General features: G+C 34.9%; 19 protein-coding genes. 14 read left to right on the plus strand and 5 right to left on the minus strand.

Annotation, left to right across the window (positions count from 1 at the left end):
- The first annotated feature begins 7 nt into the window (after positions 1-7).
- The 4 genes from KDE13_RS04100 to dapE all read left to right on the plus strand — a co-directional run bounded on the left by KDE13_RS04100 (position 8) and on the right by dapE (position 5,663).
- Entirely contained in the window at positions 8-352 is a 345-nt protein-coding gene (locus tag KDE13_RS04100) for a hypothetical protein (protein WP_212141386.1), read from the plus strand.
- Positions 352-2,562 (plus strand): endonuclease MutS2, encoded by a 2,211-nt coding sequence (locus KDE13_RS04105; RefSeq protein ID WP_212143049.1) that lies wholly within the window; start codon positions 352-354, stop codon positions 2,560-2,562. The genes KDE13_RS04100 and KDE13_RS04105 overlap by 1 nt, the downstream gene beginning before the upstream one ends.
- A 68-nt stretch (positions 2,563-2,630) precedes the next feature.
- The gene (locus KDE13_RS04110; RefSeq protein ID WP_212140726.1) at positions 2,631-4,541 is read left to right on the plus strand and encodes an EAL domain-containing protein; all 1,911 of its coding nucleotides are present in this window, start codon (positions 2,631-2,633) and stop codon (positions 4,539-4,541) included.
- Complete coding sequence (dapE, locus tag KDE13_RS04115; protein WP_212142922.1) at positions 4,542-5,663, plus strand: succinyl-diaminopimelate desuccinylase; 1,122 nt, start codon at positions 4,542-4,544, stop codon at positions 5,661-5,663.
- Between the two features lie 643 nt (positions 5,664-6,306).
- Here dapE and hisG read toward each other — a convergent pair.
- The 5 genes from hisG to KDE13_RS04140 are packed head-to-tail and all read right to left on the minus strand — an operon-like array spanning position 6,307 to position 9,437.
- A complete protein-coding gene (gene hisG / locus KDE13_RS04120) occupies positions 6,307-6,924 on the minus strand; it encodes an ATP phosphoribosyltransferase (RefSeq protein ID WP_212140728.1) in 618 nt (205 codons plus the stop codon).
- Positions 6,918-7,547, minus strand: coding sequence for a type III pantothenate kinase (locus tag KDE13_RS04125; protein WP_212143050.1), 630 nt, complete (start codon positions 7,545-7,547; stop codon positions 6,918-6,920). The genes hisG and KDE13_RS04125 overlap by 7 nt, the downstream gene beginning before the upstream one ends.
- Positions 7,534-7,866: a hypothetical protein gene (locus tag KDE13_RS04130; RefSeq protein ID WP_212142923.1), complete on the minus strand. Its 333-nt coding sequence runs from the start codon at positions 7,864-7,866 to the stop codon at positions 7,534-7,536. Before KDE13_RS04130 ends, KDE13_RS04125 begins: the two co-directional genes overlap by 14 nt.
- A 6-nt stretch (positions 7,867-7,872) precedes the next feature.
- Positions 7,873-8,877, minus strand: a complete 1,005-nt coding sequence (locus tag KDE13_RS04135) for an L-seryl-tRNA selenium transferase (RefSeq protein WP_212142924.1) — start codon at positions 8,875-8,877, stop codon at positions 7,873-7,875.
- On the minus strand, positions 8,877-9,437 hold the full coding sequence (locus tag KDE13_RS04140) for a hypothetical protein (RefSeq protein WP_212142925.1): 561 nt from the start codon (positions 9,435-9,437) through the stop codon (positions 8,877-8,879). Before KDE13_RS04140 ends, KDE13_RS04135 begins: the two co-directional genes overlap by 1 nt.
- Positions 9,438-9,672: 235 nt before the next feature.
- Between KDE13_RS04140 and KDE13_RS04145 the strand changes: the two genes are divergently transcribed.
- From KDE13_RS04145 to KDE13_RS04185, 10 genes are all read left to right on the plus strand, one after another.
- The gene (locus tag KDE13_RS04145) at positions 9,673-9,984 is read left to right on the plus strand and encodes a hypothetical protein (RefSeq protein ID WP_212141384.1); all 312 of its coding nucleotides are present in this window, start codon (positions 9,673-9,675) and stop codon (positions 9,982-9,984) included.
- Positions 9,972-10,205 carry a hypothetical protein gene (locus tag KDE13_RS04150; protein ID WP_212142926.1) on the plus strand — a complete coding sequence of 78 codons (234 nt, stop codon included), beginning with the start codon at positions 9,972-9,974 and terminating at the stop codon, positions 10,203-10,205. Before KDE13_RS04145 ends, KDE13_RS04150 begins: the two co-directional genes overlap by 13 nt.
- A gap of 84 nt (positions 10,206-10,289) precedes the next feature.
- Complete coding sequence (locus KDE13_RS09645; protein WP_267873702.1) at positions 10,290-10,424, plus strand: hypothetical protein; 135 nt, start codon at positions 10,290-10,292, stop codon at positions 10,422-10,424.
- Positions 10,425-11,332: 908 nt separating this feature from the next.
- Positions 11,333-11,620, plus strand: a complete 288-nt coding sequence (gene gatC / locus KDE13_RS04155) for an Asp-tRNA(Asn)/Glu-tRNA(Gln) amidotransferase subunit GatC (protein ID WP_212140736.1) — start codon at positions 11,333-11,335, stop codon at positions 11,618-11,620.
- A gap of 50 nt (positions 11,621-11,670) precedes the next feature.
- Positions 11,671-12,723, plus strand: coding sequence for a type IV pilus twitching motility protein PilT (locus KDE13_RS04160; RefSeq protein ID WP_229203836.1), 1,053 nt, complete (start codon positions 11,671-11,673; stop codon positions 12,721-12,723).
- Between the two features lies 1 nt (position 12,724).
- Positions 12,725-13,342: a CvpA family protein gene (locus tag KDE13_RS04165; RefSeq protein WP_212140738.1), complete on the plus strand. Its 618-nt coding sequence runs from the start codon at positions 12,725-12,727 to the stop codon at positions 13,340-13,342.
- A complete protein-coding gene (locus tag KDE13_RS04170) occupies positions 13,339-13,806 on the plus strand; it encodes a Fur family transcriptional regulator (RefSeq protein ID WP_212140739.1) in 468 nt (155 codons plus the stop codon). The genes KDE13_RS04165 and KDE13_RS04170 overlap by 4 nt, the downstream gene beginning before the upstream one ends.
- Positions 13,807-13,810: 4 nt before the next feature.
- The gene (gene lysS / locus KDE13_RS04175; RefSeq protein ID WP_338083716.1) at positions 13,811-15,319 is read left to right on the plus strand and encodes a lysine--tRNA ligase; all 1,509 of its coding nucleotides are present in this window, start codon (positions 13,811-13,813) and stop codon (positions 15,317-15,319) included.
- Positions 15,316-16,560: a serine hydroxymethyltransferase gene (locus tag KDE13_RS04180; protein WP_212142928.1), complete on the plus strand. Its 1,245-nt coding sequence runs from the start codon at positions 15,316-15,318 to the stop codon at positions 16,558-16,560. Before lysS ends, KDE13_RS04180 begins: the two co-directional genes overlap by 4 nt.
- The gene (locus tag KDE13_RS04185) at positions 16,560-17,102 is read left to right on the plus strand and encodes a DUF1882 domain-containing protein (RefSeq protein ID WP_212140742.1); all 543 of its coding nucleotides are present in this window, start codon (positions 16,560-16,562) and stop codon (positions 17,100-17,102) included. Before KDE13_RS04180 ends, KDE13_RS04185 begins: the two co-directional genes overlap by 1 nt.
- Positions 17,103-17,109: the final 7 nt, after the last annotated feature.

Raw genomic sequence — 17,109 nt, forward strand, 5'->3', positions numbered from 1 at the left:
GTATAAAATGATAAGAAATTTAATTCTAGTTGTGGCTATTACTTGTTTGTTAGTGGCACTTTGGGCGATAAAAGATGAAAAACTTAGTAAAAAGACAAAAGCTATCATAACAGCAATTTTGGCGGTCATGTCGGTGATTGCGTATATTTACGAGCAAAATATATCTGAAAATGAGAGTAAAAGTATTGCTATATTAAATAAATTCAAGCAGGGCAAAACTATAGTTTGTGGCGAGTATAACGTAACAAATGATAAATTTAACTATGAGTTTGGCACTGCGACATTTGTCGTAAAACGTGATATAAAAGAGCTTGATGGCGTTATAATTCCTATCAAAAAATGTGAGAAATGATGAGTGGGTTTGATGAGATAATAACTCGCCTTGATCTAAGCGAGTATCTAGATAGTTTTAAGAGTTTTTTAGCACGTCCCAAGCCACTGTTTTTGCAAGGCGATAGTAAAATTCACTTTGAAAATATAACTGAGCTTATAAACTATGAATTCGATGCACCACACGAGAGTATGAGTCTAGATGACGCATTAGCTAGGCTTAGCAAACAAGCTACACTTCACATCAGTGAAATTTATGAATTTGCAAAGATCATTCGCTATTTTTCCTATCTTAAAGGGCTTAAGTTTGCTAATCGCCTTGGTGAGTGGGTCGCAAAGATACAAATCCCTGCAAATATGCAAGAGATGGCAAATAGCTTTGATAAAGATGGCTTTTTTAAAGATAGCGTTGACGAGAGATTTGGAACGATAAAAAGAGTATTTGATGAGAAAAAAAACCAGATCGATGCCGAGCTAAAACGGCTTATTTATTCAAAGCACATCACGCCATACATTGTAGATACACAGGTGCATTTTATTAACTCACAAGAGGCTCTACTCGTGCGTGGCGGTTTTAATCACGTGCTTAAAGGCACGATACTTGCACGTAGCTCTGGTGGGTATTTCTACGTTGCACCAGCGAATGTTGAACGGCTTAAAAATGAGCAAAGCGAGCTAATAAGTCGTCGCGAAGAGATAGTTTATGAACATTGCAAACGGCTAAGTGGCATGATGAGTAAGTCACTTTTGTTTTTAAAATTTATAAACAACGCCTTTGATCAGTTTGATGCGTATCAGGCACGTGTGCGTCTAGCGAGAGCTAGGGATTATGAGTTTGTTTTACCAAATAGTTCGCATCGCATAAATTTAGTAAATTTTTCCCACCCAGCACTTAAAAACCCAAAGAGCATAAGCGTGGATTTTAGTAAAAAGGTATTACTTATAACAGGTGTAAATGCAGGTGGAAAGTCAATGCTATTAAAATCAATTATCTCAGCAACGCTTCTATCAAAGTATCTTTTACCTATGCGGATAAATGCAAACGCCTCAACTATCGGCACGTTTAAAGAATTTGACGCTATCATTGAAGACCCGCAAAATGTTAAAAACGATATCTCTACTTTTGCTGGACGGATGCTACACTTCTCACGCTTGTTTAGCAAACGCTCACTACTTATTGGCGTTGATGAGATAGAGCTAGGCACTGACTTTGAAGAGGCGGCTAGTCTTTATGGCGTCATAATAGAAAAGCTAATTACACAAGATATAAAGATGATAATTACAACGCACCACAAGCGTTTGGCAATGCTACTTGCTAAAAATAGTGAGATTGAGCTAGTGGCTGCACTTTATGATGAAGTGGCTCAGCGTCCGAAATTTGAGTTTTTAAAAGGCACAATAGGCAAGTCCTATGCTTTTGAGACGGCTAGTCGATATGGCATACCGCCAAATTTAGTCGGCGAAGCCAAAAGAATTTATGGCGAAGATAAGGAAAATTTAAATGAAATTATTACAAAGACGCTAAATTTACAAACAAAACTTAATGAAGAACTAAGGCAAACTACGCAAAAAGAGCAAAAACTAAGTCGAATGCTTGATGATGTAAAAGAGCAAAAAGAGCGTGATGAAGCGAAAATTTCAGCCATTATCTCACGGCTTGAACGAGAGTATTTTGAAGCGATAAAACAGGCAAAATCAGTTATAAATTTAAAAGATACTAAGGACAAACAACGTGCCTTAAACGCTGCTCACGAAAGAAAAACTAACATTGTAAAACCGCATATTAAAGCTATTGAAGAGCTAAAAATAGGCGATAATGTAAAATATGAAAAGATAAAAGGCGTTGTGTTAAACATCAGTAAAAATGACGCTATGATTGAAGTCGAAGGGATAAGACTACGTGTGCCAATAGCACTTTTACGTAAAAATAACGCTCCAGTGCTATCACCTAAAAAGCCAGGCATAAATCTAAACGTGCAAAGGCCAACAAATGCGTCTGTAACGCTTGATCTGCACGGACTTAGAGCTGATGAGGCGATAGCTAAGCTAGATAAATTTATAAGTGATAGTTTGATTATGGGATTTGATGAAGTGCTTGTATATCACGGTATAGGCACAGGAAAGCTTTCATATGCGGTTAAAAATTTCTTGAAATCACATCCTAGTGTGAAAGGATTTAGCGATGCAGCTCCTAATCAAGGAGGATTTGGTGCGAAAATAGTAAGATTTTAAGTTTATTATAAAGATAAATTTATATTTTAATTGGTAAAATATTCAATTTTATAGGATAAGGAATATTTATGCTCAATAACGATAAAAAAAGACGTGCAAAGATAAATGGAATGCTACTTGTAACAATTTTTGTTTGTATATACTTTGTAGCTATTGTCGGGATATCTTTTTATTATAAATTTACAAATGCCGTCTCGTATCAAAACATTGACTTGCAGAAAAAGTCTATGTTCTTAGCGGAACAATACGTCGATCGTTTTAAAGATGTCTGTAGATCTGATCCAGAAATGTTTCAAGATTATATAAACAACAATGCTATATATGAGGTTGTATTATTAGAAGATAATGGCAAAAATGGCTATAAAGTCTCAGCATCCGCCATTAGAGGCATCAGGGTCGGAAGCGATTATAATGATGCAGATTGTCTTGGTGTTATTAAGCATGATTTTAGAAAAGATAGCTACTTTTCATATAAATATTTACCAGAAAATAGTGCTAGAGTCTGTGCATTTGTGCAGTCTGGTAGCTATATTGTAGGATTTAAAAGCGTTTTGAAAAATAGCATAAGTGGCTTAAAAGATAAAGGATTTATCGATTGGGCTATACAAAATTTATCATTAGTATTTTTTATGGCGTTTGTTTCTGCTTTGATCGGGCTTATTGGTTGTTATTGGTTTATTGTAGCGTATTCAAATTTAAAACAAAAATACATCTCTTTAAAGGACAATACGTCCGGTCGAATAGATGACCTTATTTCTCAGCTATACATCGATCCAGTAACAAAACTAGCAAACAAAACTGCCCTTACTAGGGATATATCGAAGTTTAGACTACCGAAGGTTATATTGATAGATATTGACGAATTTGGTAAGATGAATGACTTTTACGGACAATATGTCTGCGATCAGATCCTTATATATATGGCAAATTTAATAGATGAATTTGCTAAAAAAGAGAATATGTCGGCTTATTGTGTTGGCACTGATAGATTTGCATTGATCGAAGATGGAGAGTTTTTTATAGATAGATATGAAGATCTTGCAGATAAGCTTTTAGGGCGATTTAAAGGGCGACTTATCACTATAAAAGATGAAAATGGCGAAGAGATATCCGATATCGAGGTGCATACGACTATAGGCTTTTCAATTGATACTGACTACACGCTACAAAAGGCTATCGTGGCATTAAAGATCGCCAAGACGACAGATAAAGACTATGTTTGCTACTTTAAAGGACTTAACCAAAAGGCTGAATATGCAAAGCAGATCGAACACTCAAAGCTTATAAAAAGGGCTATCACGAACGATAGCATAGTACCGTATTATCAGCCGATATTTGATGCTAATGGTAATGTGGTAAAATATGAGTGCTTAATACGCATAGTTGATAGCAACGAAATTGTGTCTCCGCAAGTATTTTTGAGCGTTTCAAAGCGTATCAAACGCTATGTAGAGCTTGAAAAAATGCTAGTTTCAAAGAGCATAGAACAGTTAGTTAAAGATCCAAATTTAGTGTTGTCTATAAATTTGAGCGTTAGAGATATGACAGATGGTAGCGTAAGTGCATTTGTTTTAAGTATTTTAAATAAGCACAAAGTTGCCGATCGTATAGTTTTTGAGATACTCGAAGATGAAGATATGCAAGGCGTGAATCGTGCGAGTATTTTTATTGATAAGGTTAAAAATATGGGTGCTAAAATAGCCATAGATGACTTTGGTTCAGGGTATTCAAATTTTGCCTATATTATCAAGCTAAAACCAGATTATATAAAGATAGATGGCTCGATTATAAAAGATATTGATACAAATAAAGATTCATACGCTATCGCACGTGCGATTGTTGTTTTTGCTAAGGATCTAAATATAAAAACTATAGCTGAATACGTTCATTCAAAGGATGTTTTGGATATTTGCAAGGAGATAGGTGTGGATGAATTTCAGGGATTTTACTTAGGTGCTCCAAGTGGCAAGGTGCTATAAGTGAGTGTTATAGAGCTATTTGAGCAGCTTATTAGATTTCGCTCAGTTACGCCTGATGATGATGGTTGTTTGAAATTTATAGCTGAGTTTTTGAGTGAGTTTGAAGCTCAGTTTATAGAGAAAAATGGAGTTAAAAGTTTGATACTTAGCCGTGAGTTTGGCACTTTGGACAGTGCGAGTAGCTCCCATCTTGCCTTTGCAGGTCATATCGATGTTGTACCATCAGGACAGGGCTGGGAGAGTGATCCATTTGAGCCGTGCCATAAAAATGGATATATCTATGGGCGTGGAACGCAGGATATGAAAAGTGGTGTAGCTGCCTTTGTTTGTGCATGTAAGGATGCAGCTAGAGCTTCTAAATTTAAAGGTAAAATCAGTCTTATTTTAACAAGCGATGAAGAGGGTGATGCGATATATGGCACACTTGAAGCTTTAAAAATTATGAAAGAGCAAGGTTGTTTACCTGAGTTTGCGGTCGTGGCTGAACCTACAAGTGATAAAAAATTTGGCGATAGCCTAAAAGTTGGTAGACGCGGATCGATAAATGGCAAGATAGTTATAAAAGGAGTACAAGGGCATGCTGCATATCCTGAAAAATGTGTCAATCCAGTGCATCTGTTGGCATCGCTTTTAGACAAGATCGCAGGATATGACTTAGATAGTGGTAGTGAGTTTTTTTCGCCAAGTAAGATAGTCATCACAGATATTCGTGGTGGTATGCAAGTTTGTAATGTTACTCCAAGCGATGTTACACTGATGTTTAATGTGCGAAACTCTGATATGACAAGTGTTGATGACGTGCAGAATTATCTAAGCAGTGTCTTGAACGGGCTTTGCTATGATTTAAATTTAAAGCAAAGTTCAAAGCCATTTTTGACGGACAAACATAGTAAAATAGTACAAAAAATGGCTCAAAGTGTCGAAAATATAACTAGTATTAAGCCTGAACTAAATACAAAAGGTGGCACAAGCGATGCAAGGTATTTGGCTGAGTTTGGTGTAAAGGTCGTTGAGTTTGGAGTGATAAATGATCGCATACACGCAGTAAATGAGCGAACAAGTGTGGCTGAAGTAGAGCAGCTATATGCTATTTTTAGGGATTTGATAGAGAATTTTAACTGAAGTTTCATTTGCAAAATGCAACTTTAATGTTTATAAAAAAGATTTCTGAGCCAATTTTAATAAAGTAGTTAGAATTAAATTTATATAAAACTATGATAGCTGGTTATACTATAAATTAAAAGAATAGTTTATCATAACTTAAAGCTAAGTTAAAGGTTAAAGGTTTTTGAAAAACTACTTGATTATGGATGCTATCACAAAGTATCATAGGGATATATACTAGTTTTAAATTTGTAATTGATTGTTTGGTAGTATTGCACGATGAAAAGAGACTATATAAAAACTACCAGACTCATTTAAAAAGCTACGATGTCTTACTATCGGAGAATTTTTAATGATATTATTAAACAATAAGTTTCAATTTTTAAAATGTATATCAAAGATAAGTTTACTACAAAACTAAGTAAACTAAAAACTACTACGATTTTAATAGTGCAATAATAAGACGTTTTGCAGAATACATAAAGAATTATAGACAATCATGACTTTGCAAAATTTTAGATGATAAATTTTAAGTCAAGTTTTTGGTAAGCGGTGGTTTAAATTTAGCAATATGATAGAGTAGCAATTTAATTTAAAAATTTAAAAATAAGAGTATAAATTTATAAAGTTTATGCAAATAATTAGCTAAAATTTTAGCCTTTTAGTCCTTATCTACTTGCTCTTTTATCTTGTGATAAAGCTCTAAAATTTCATCTTTTTTTATCACAAAACTATTTTTATTTGCAATTAAGTGTGCTGAGCTTTGCATTATAGTTTCGCCCACTTTTAGTCCATTTTGTTTCATTGTTGTACCGGTCTCGACTACATCAACTATAGCATTGCTTAGTTCAACTATAGGAGCTAGTTCTATTGAGCCGTAGAGTTTGATTATCTTTACGGCGATCGCTTTTTGTGCGAAGTAGTTTCGCGTGATATTTGGCATTTTAGTTGCGATTTTAAGTTCGGGTTGTGTGTAGTCAAGTTCATCTTCATTTTTTATACCAACGCAAACGTGACATTTGCCTATTTTTAGATCAAGCAAACGCACTACATCAGGGCGGTGCTCTTCAAGCACATCAAGCCCGACTATGCCGATATCTGCTGCACCCTCTGTTACATAGGTGGGTATATCTTGGTTTCGTACCATTAAGAATTTAAAACTTCCTTCGCTAAGGATAAGTTTACGATCCTCAAATAAAAAATCCGAGTCAAAAATTTTCCTAAAAATATCAAGAGTATCTTCTGCTATCCTGCCCTTTGGCAATGCTATAGTTAGCATAAAATTTCCTTTTTGTCTTTGATGAGCTTTTGCATAGCACGAAATACGAGCATCTTGTCGCATATGGCATTTTTAAAAAATTTAGCTAAAAATTCGCCATCACCACCTGTAAAATATACCTTTTTGCTACCAGCAAGCTGTGTTAGCAGTGTAACGATAGGCTTTAGTATGCCGTAGCTTATCGCGTCAGCTGTTTTTTGTGGTAGTGCGTCTATGTCGATCTGTGAGTTTATGGGTAATTTTAAGCGTGGTGATATATTTTCGTAAGCCTTTAACATACCTGCAATACCTGGCAGTATGTATCCTCCAAGGTGTATGCCATTTGCCATTATATCTATCGTGATGGCACTTCCAGCATCTACTACAACACCGTCGTTTATGCCATAGCATCCCGCTATACGATCAACACCAAGTCCTTGATATATCGTATCTATCTCAAAATATGGCTCTAAATTTATAAAAAATTTATTGCTATTTAGTTTATTAAAAAGACTATCATTTACACATATAAAATAGATCTTTTCGCTTGGCTCATATGTTTTAAACTCTTCAACACTCATACGTGAGATCTTGCTATCATCTAAAAAAGTTGCATTTGTGTTTCCGATATTACACAAAATCATAACATCTCCAGCCATTTTTATTCAATATCTCAAGTGATTTTGAGCAAATTTGTGAATTGTAAAATAGCACACGTTTTTTGATAGTTGTATTAAATTTTACCTCACATTTTTGGCAAATTTCATCTATCTTTAAAGCTTCTTTTAAAAGTAGTCTAGATTTTGCATCTCTTACACAAACTAACGTATAAAAGCCCTTCGTATCTACTCCAAAATACAGAGCAAGTGAGCGTTTTTTGCTAAATTCACTCACATCTAAATTTTGTAAATTTTTAAGTAAAATTTGCCTTTTTTCAAAGAGTTCACAGAGCCTTTTGTTCATAAATTTTTACTCAAATCTCACAAACTCATCGTCATAGTAAAACGCATCTTTGCTCATAAAGCTTTTGTCTTTTATCTCCCCATCAAGCTCATAAATTTTAGCATTATTTAGATCAAGATCGGTCTTTATAAGATAGCCTGTTTTTTCGATGATGTAAAGTGAGTTATTTAAAGCTATCGCATCTGAAAATATGGCAAATTTAAAATTTACTTCATTGATTTTTTGTAGATTTAGATCAGTTTTTATGGCGTTTCCATCCTTTTGAAATACATATATATCTTCGCCATTTACCAATATATTCTTTATCTCGCCGTTATAATACAGTGTCCTTTGTGGGTTTATCACGATAAGTTTTTTGGCTGTTGCGGCTATCATATTTTCGCCAATAATATCTAAGAATATGACGTTATTAAAGAAGCTTTCAGAGCTTACTACTATATCTCTTATGATACGCCCACTATCTTTTTGAACGATATAAATTTTACCGTCTAATGTCGGATATATGATAAGCGAACTCATAAAGTAAGGTGCTGCCACACGTGAATCAACAGCGTAAATTTCAGATGATTTATACTCCATTATGGTTTTTGCTGCAACTATATCGATTAGATATATATGATTTGTCGCACTGATGGCTGCTAGTAGGTTGCCCTCTATTGATGCTGAGATGATAGCTGTTGGAAATTTACCATAATAAAGTGTCGCACCACTCATATCGCTGACATTTAGATCGCCATTTAGATCAGACGATATGATCTGACTTTGACTTTTGTTTAAAAACATATAATCTTTTGGCAGCTTTATCTCTTCTAGCAGCCCATCTTTTGTTATTATATCGCCATTTTTAAGTGTTGCTCCATTTGGACTTGTGGCTTTTATAGAAGATGGTAGATCTGATGAAAGTTTTATACTTTCATTTACATTTTCTGGCTCGAAATACTGCCTTTTTGTGCCACATCCGCCAAATAACAAGGCGATGCCTAGTGTTAATAAAAGTGCAAATTTTCTCATTATTTTATTCCCTGATAGTGTTGTAAATTTTTAACTAAATTTGTAAGTTGTGAGTCAAGTGGAATTTTTGCAAATTCAGCCTTCGCTTCATCTATTTTATCCTGTTTTAGCAACTCATAGCCCTTAATAAAAGCACCATAACTGCTTAAAATTTCACTATTTTCACCATCTTGTGCTACTATAATCTGCTTTATTATAGGGTCAATAAAAAGATCTAAAAGCTCTTTTGTGCCATTTGTATCGCCATTTGCAAGTCTTGCTTTTAATTCATAAAGTGCATAAAGTGATGGAGCCTTTTCTTTTAAAATTTGTAAGGCGGCGGTATCATTTGGATTTGTTATGAGTTTTGAATATGCCTCATTCGCTTTCTCTACACGGTTTTGATTGACTAATTTATTTGCATAAAAGCCTATTATCGCTATTATAGCAATAATAAAAGCTAAGATAAATACTTTTTTGTATTTGTTAAAAAATCTCTCACCCTTTATGACGCTTTCTAAGAACTGTTCTTCTGCACCGATCTCTTTTTTTATCTCGTTTAAATCCTGTTTTAGTGCCAAATTTTTATCCTCATATAAAATTTAAATCGCAATTGTAGCATAAATAAAATTAAAGCATACAAAAAAGAGGTTTAACTATGCAAAAATATTTTTTAATTTTAGCTATATTGCATTGATAAAATATTTATAGATAATCATTATTAATTTAAACTATATTTAAAATTTAAAGGGACATTATTTTAATAAAAATTTTTAAGCATAAAGGGAAAATATGCCTAAAATATGGATAAAAGTAATGAAAAGAGATAGAGACTATCGCAGGATTGCTTACTCTTTAGCTGTTTTATTATGCGGTGTAAATTTATCAACTATTGATGATAGTAAAATTCAATATGAGTTAGCTGAGGTAAATATAGATGCAAATGCGACAAAAAATAACTTAATCTTGACTACATCTACAGATAAATTTCAAATTGTAAAGAGCACAAGTAAGACGATAATAGAGTCTTTGCTAAGTAATAATGGCGACTTTGTTCAACTTTTAAAGGCAAATCCAAATGTGCAATTTGTAATACAAATCGCCAATCAACGACAATGGGCGAGGTAGATTCTGCAAATATTAGTATAAACGGCTCAAAATATTACGGCATATTTGATACTATAAATTCTGTCTCTCAAGGCATAGCGATAGATAGTGATATATCTGCAAAATGCGGTGATTTTACTGGCGGTGTTATAGATTCTAAAACGCGAGATCCAAGGTCTGGGTTTCACGGAAAATTTTATATGCAACATACTCAGGATTCTCGGACGAGATTTCACATATGAAGACGAAAATGCATTTTAAACTCAACAAATTTTTAAATTAGCCTAGTGTTTTAGTTCTAGTTACGATCTGAATAATCAGCTTTGGTGCAAATCGCTACTATGACGCAAATTTTTCTTATAAGCTACGCAATGGCATATAAAAACTCGCCACTACATAAACAAGATCAAGGACTTCATATACTCAAAGCTGGAAATAATCATCTACTGTCTTATCGCTAACTAAATTCTCAGAGCTTAAAATTCCATATGACAATGAGCTTTCTGTGGGATTTAAGCAAAAGTTTTAAGGATTTGAAATTTGTGCAAAGTATATTGACAGAAAGGGTAAAGATCAAGTCATAAAAGCCACCAGAAGAACCCTTGACCTTCCAAATTTAGCTGATTATCAGACATTTACAAACGACGGTAAGGGCGAAAGCAAGGTCTTAACACCTAGTCTAAAAGTGTAGATGACTTAAGCTTATGGAGAATCAAAAATGGCTTTGAGATAAATTATTAGCATATAAAATCAAAGTCAAATAATAGTATTTATGACGTATCGCTTGATAGTGATACGATACACAAAGAAAAGCTTGTTGCGTATGAAGGAAGCGTTATAAATTAATATGACTTGCCTATACAAAACTATGCTAGACCTTGGATAGCGACGCTAAATATCATAACTAAAGTACTTAGTATAAATAACTATTTTTCATATCGTGAAAACAAGACGCGATAATCAAAACTGCAACGGCTAATCCTAATCACAATAGGCTCTACGATGTCTATGAAAAAGTAGATTTTGGCAGTAGCTATTCGTGGGATATGCGTATAGGATATAGTAAAGAATTACTGAAAAATGTAGAGTTTTTACAAATTTAGATATTTTTAATACGTTAAATAATAAAGAATAAGGCTAGAGTATTGGCAGATATATCATCTGAGCTAGTTTATGAATCTGGGCGTCAGTTTTGGCTAGAAGCTGGAGTGAAATGGTAAAATTTTATGAAATATTATCAATTTTAGATAAAATTTGATAAAATAAAAGCTGAAAATGTAATGTATTTTTAGCTTTTATAGTTACTATTGTTTTAGTTTAAAGCTTAAATGTGTTATAATGGCTAAAAATTTAATATTAAAGGCTTTTTATGCATATTGATGACGCACTACTTGCAAAGCTTGAAAAGCTATCGTCGTTAAAAATAAATGATGATAAACGCGAAGAGATTAAGGCTCAGTTAAGCAATATTGTATCATTTGTAGATGTTTTAAATGAACTTGATCTAAGTGGTGATGAAGCGGTCGTAAGCTCGATAAATGGTGGAACTTTGCTAAGAGATGATGAGCCAAGCTCCAGCGATGTGATAGATGTTATACTAAAAAATGCTCCATTAAAAGAGGGTCATTTTTTCAGTGTTCCAAAGATAATAGAGTAGAAATTTAGGATAAAAATTTAAAGCAAATGTACACTCAAATCAGCTCTGATATGCAAAAATTGTTTAAAATTGCCGTAGCTAATAATGCTAGCGATCTACACTTTGTAGCAAATGCATATCCGCAAATGCGAGTAGATGGAGCCTTAAGAGCATTAGAGTTTGATATTTTAAGCGGTGAAAGCATTAAAAATTTATGTTATGGCTTGATAGATAGTGAGCAAGAGGTTATTTTAAAAAGCGAAAAAGAGCTTGATTTTGCGTTTGAGATAGTTAATTTTGGGCGATTTCGTGCAAATTTCTATTATACAGATAATGGTAATTTAGCAGCTACTTTTCGTGTGATACCAAAGCATATCCCAACGCTTGATGAACTGAATAGTCCGCAAATTTTAAAGCAAATTTTAACTCGTCAAAAGGGGCTTATACTAGTTACTGGAGCGACTGGTAGTGGTAAATCAACAACACTTGCAGCGATGTTAAATGAGATAAATTTACATGAAAATAAGCATATTATCACGATAGAAGATCCTGTTGAGTTTATTCACGAGAGTAAAAATTCACTCTTTTCCCATCGCAATGTTGGCACCGATACACACAGCTTTGCAAGGGCTTTAAAGTATGCCTTGCGTGAAGACCCGGATGTGATATTGGTTGGCGAGTTACGTGATGCTGAAACTATATCTACAGCTATAACGGCTGCAGAAACAGGGCATTTAGTATTAGCCACACTTCATACAAACTCAGCCGTGCAGAGCATAAATCGCATAATAGACAGTTTCGGCGGTGGCGAACAAGTGCAAGTGCGAAATATGCTAAGTAGCTCACTTGCGATGATAGTTTCACAAAATTTAGTGCCTAAAATAGACGGCGGTAGATGCGTGATATATGAAATTTTAGTAAACAATACAGCAGTTGCAAATCTAATACGTGAGAATAAAATTCACCAAATTTATTCACAAATGCAATTAAATCAGCAACAAAATGGTATGATAACTCAAGCTCAGTCGCTAAAAAAAGCAGTGCAAAGCGGAGCTATCAGTAAAGAAAATGCACTCAATCATTCGACAAATGTGCAGGATTTTTTAAATTTAGTAGGTATGTAAAATGGACGCATTTAATTGGTTTGACATAGTTGTAGTTGCCTTGGTTTTGATACTTGGTATCAAAGGGCTTTTTAATGGTCTTATAAAAGAGGCTTTTGGTCTTATTGGCCTTATCGGCGGTTTGATCGTAGCAAGTAGATTTTCAGCTCAGGCTGAGACGCTGATAAATGAAAATATCTATAAATTTGATAATGCTTCTATGCTTCAATTTGTAGGATTTGTTGCACTTTGGATAGTTTTTTGGATACTTTGTCTGCTAATAGGCAAATTTTTGTCAAAAATGATAGCACTTAGTGGACTTGGATTTTTGGATAGATTTGGCGGATTTATTGCTGGAAGCGGTAAAATTTTCTTGATATTTGCAGCGGTTATAGCTGTTATATCGGGAACAGGACTGAGTAAAAATTTCGATCCATTATTTCAAAATAGCAAAGTCCATCCAACGCTACTTGAAGCTGGAAAATGGATAACAAATATCGATGTAAATCAGCTAAAAAATGATGTTAATAATATAGTTACGCGAACACCTGACACAAATAAAACTGACGCACTCATAAAAATGGATACAAATACAAGCATAAATTTAGATAAAAACACAACAAATGGAGATGAACAATGATCGAAAATTTAGAATATGATGCACTGCTTGAGAAATTTAAAAAGGTTCTTCGTGATAATGGACTAAAATATACTCAACAACGTGAAGTTTTGCTAAAAACGCTTTATAATAACGATGAGCATTTTACGCCAGAAAAGCTTTATATATTTATAAAAGAGAGCTATCCAGAGCTAAATATCGGCATAGCAACTGTGTATAGAACACTAAATTTACTCGAAGAAGCAGAGATGGTTACTTCTATCAGCTTTGGTGCTCAGGGTAAGAAATTTGAGCTTGCTACTAAACCACACCACGATCATATGATATGTAGAAAGTGTGGGCTTATCATAGAATTTGAAGATCAAATGATAGAAAAACGTCAGATTGCGATTGCCAAAGAGCATGGGTTTAAACTCACAGGGCATATGATGCAACTTTATGGAATTTGTAAAGATTGTAACAAAAATAATATAAAGGGTAAATAGGGTGATATTTGACAATCAATTAGAAATTCAACGACTTAAAACTACACAAAATTTAAGAGATTTAGGAGTCAATCCATACCCACATTTTCTTAGAAGAGATATGGATATATCAAAATTTAGGCTAAAATTTAGTTTTATAAAAGATACGGAAGATAAAAAAGCAGAAGGCCAGATGGTTGGGTTGGCTGGACGCATAAAACTCATCCGTGACGCCGGAAAAGCTATATTTGCAAATATTGAAGATGAAGGTGGCAATCTTCAAATTTATTTTAGCAAAAGCACACTTGATGAAGAGTGGTTTAAAATAGTAAAGAAAAATATCGAAGTTGGTGATATAATTTTTGTGCGTGGATATGCATTTATAACACGAACTGGTGAGTTTTCTATGCATGTTAGTGAGTTGGTTTTGGCGGCAAAGGCGATAAGTCCGTTGCCTGAGAAATTTCACGGACTAACCGATATCGAGACACGCTACCGTCAACGTTACCTTGATATGATAATGAATCCAGAGGTTCGCACAGACTTCAAACGTCGCTCTATCATTGTTAGCACGATCAGACGATTTTTTGAAGATAAGGGCTTTTTAGAGGTTGAAACTCCGATGATGCATCCAATAGCAGGCGGTGCAAATGCAAAGCCATTTGTTACATTTCATAATGCACTAGGGGTGGATCGCTATCTTAGGATAGCTCCTGAACTATATTTAAAACGCCTTGTAGTAGGTGGATTTGAAGCAGTCTATGAGATGAATAGAAATTTTAGAAATGAAGGTATGGATCTTACTCACAACCCAGAATTTACAAGCATTGAGTTTTATTGGGCGTATCACAACTACCACGATTTAATGGGCATCACAGAAGATTTGTTTAATGTTCTTCTTGATAGACTTGATATGGAAAAGGTCGTAGAATTTGATGGTATGAATATCGACTTTTCAAAGCCATTTGCAAGGATAAACTATAAAAAAGCTCTTGTTGACATAGGTGGTATAGACGCTGATATTATCAATGATAGGGATAAAATTTTAGCCAAGCTTAGAGAAGATGGCTTTGAGGCAAATGCCAAACTTGATCTAGGGCATCTTCAAGCTGAGTTATTTGATAACTATGTGGAAGAAAAGCTTATCAATCCAACATTTATTATAGATTTTCCAATTTCTATCAGCCCACTTTCACGTAGAAGCGATAAAAACCCAGATATAGCTGAGAGATTTGAGCTATTTATCGCTGGGCGAGAACTGGCAAATGGTTTTAATGAGTTAAATGATCCGATCGATCAATACAATCGCTTCGCAGCTCAAATAGATGCTAAAAATGCTGGAGATGACGAGGCTCACGCGATGGATGAGGGTTATGTAAAGGCACTAGGATATGCCATGCCTCCAACGGCTGGAGAGGGTATAGGTATAGACCGCCTTGTTATGTTGCTAACAAATAAAAAATCAATACGTGATGTAGTGCTTTTCCCTGCTATGAGACCGCTAAAAACTGAAATAAAGGAGAATGAAAAATGAGTCTAGAGAGTTACGATAAGGAGATATTTGACCTTGTAAATTTGGAGCTAAAACGTCAATGTGATCATCTTGAGATGATAGCTAGTGAAAATTTTACATATCCTGAAGTTATGGAGGTTATGGGCTCAGTTTTAACAAATAAATACGCAGAAGGCTATCCTGGTAAACGTTACTACGGTGGTTGTGAGTATGTTGATGAGATAGAACAGATTGCTATTGATAGATGCAAACAGCTTTTTGGTTGCGAGTATGCAAACGTTCAGCCAAATTCAGGCTCCCAGGCAAATCAAGGAGTTTATGGTGCTTTGCTAAATCCAGGCGATAAAATTTTAGGTATGGATCTAAGCCATGGTGGGCATTTAACACATGGTGCAAAGGTCAGTAGCTCTGGTAAAATTTATGAGAGCTTTTTTTATGGTGTTGAGCTTGATGGACGTATAGACTATGAGCGTGTTTTAGATATTGCAAAGATAGTAAAGCCTAAAATGATTGTATGTGGTGCGAGTGCATACACAAGAGAGATTGAGTTTGATAAATTTAGAGTTATAGCTGATGAGGTTGGTGCGATACTATTTGCTGATGTGGCTCATATAGCCGGACTTGTTGTAGCTGGCGAGCATCAAAATCCATTCCCACACTGCGATGTTGTAAGCTCAACTACGCATAAGACATTGCGTGGACCACGTGGTGGTATAATCATGACAAATAATGAAGAGTATGCTAAAAGGATAAACTCATCAATATTCCCCGGCATTCAGGGCGGACCACTTATGCACGTTATCGCTGGTAAGGCTGTTGGCTTTAGACATAATCTTAGCCCAGAATGGAAAGTCTATGCAAAACAGGTTAAAGCAAATGCTAAAAAATTAGGCGAAGTGCTTATGAAGCGTGGCTTTGAGCTAGTTAGTGGTGGCACAGATAATCACCTTATTCTAATGAACTTTTTAAATAGAGATTTTAGTGGCAAGGAGGCTGACATAGCACTTGGCAACGCTGGTATCACGGTCAATAAAAATACCGTACCAGGCGAGATCCGAAGTCCATTTGTAACAAGCGGTATCCGTGTAGGTAGTCCAGCACTAACGGCTCGTGGTATGAAAGAGATGGAGTTTGAGATCATAGCAAATAAGATAGCTGATGTGTTAAGTGATATAAGTAACACAGATCTTCAAAACAAGGTAAGAGCTGAACTAAAGGCACTTGCGTCAAATTTTATAATATATGATAGAGCGATGTTTTAATGCAAAGCATAGATACGGCTCTTATAAAAATTATAACCACGCACTATTATATCAAGCGTGATACGATAGTAAATAAGCTTGAATATAAGGGTAAGCTTTTTTTTGATAAATTTGAAAGAGTGAATGAACCACTTAATTATAACATTATCAAGGATCACGAAAGTGGTAAAATAACCGTGGCCCACTCGCTTATAAACTCAGCCGATAAAGTTGAAAATATTGTGTTTGACTACAATGGCAGGACTCCTGAGCGTTTTTGGCATAGGGCACAGCTTTTGCTTAGAGAAGAGGGGTATATAAATTTTACAGCTTATGAGAGTAAAACGAGCGGTCATTTGCATCTTTACGTGCATAAGGGCCATACAACGCTAAATGAGGCCTATCAACTTGCAAATATGCTAAGTGCAAAGCTCTCGCAACGTTTGGCAAAAGAGTGGAGAATGTTTCCGACTATTGAGCTACCGAAAGAATTTAATATCCTAGCTTTGCCATACCGTCTTTATCAAAAAGAACGTGGAGCAAGCTGGTCTAAACATATGTAAGGAGTGA

The sequence above is a fragment of the Campylobacter anatolicus genome, assembly GCF_018145655.1.
GTDB lineage: Bacteria > Campylobacterota > Campylobacteria > Campylobacterales > Campylobacteraceae > Campylobacter_A > Campylobacter_A anatolicus.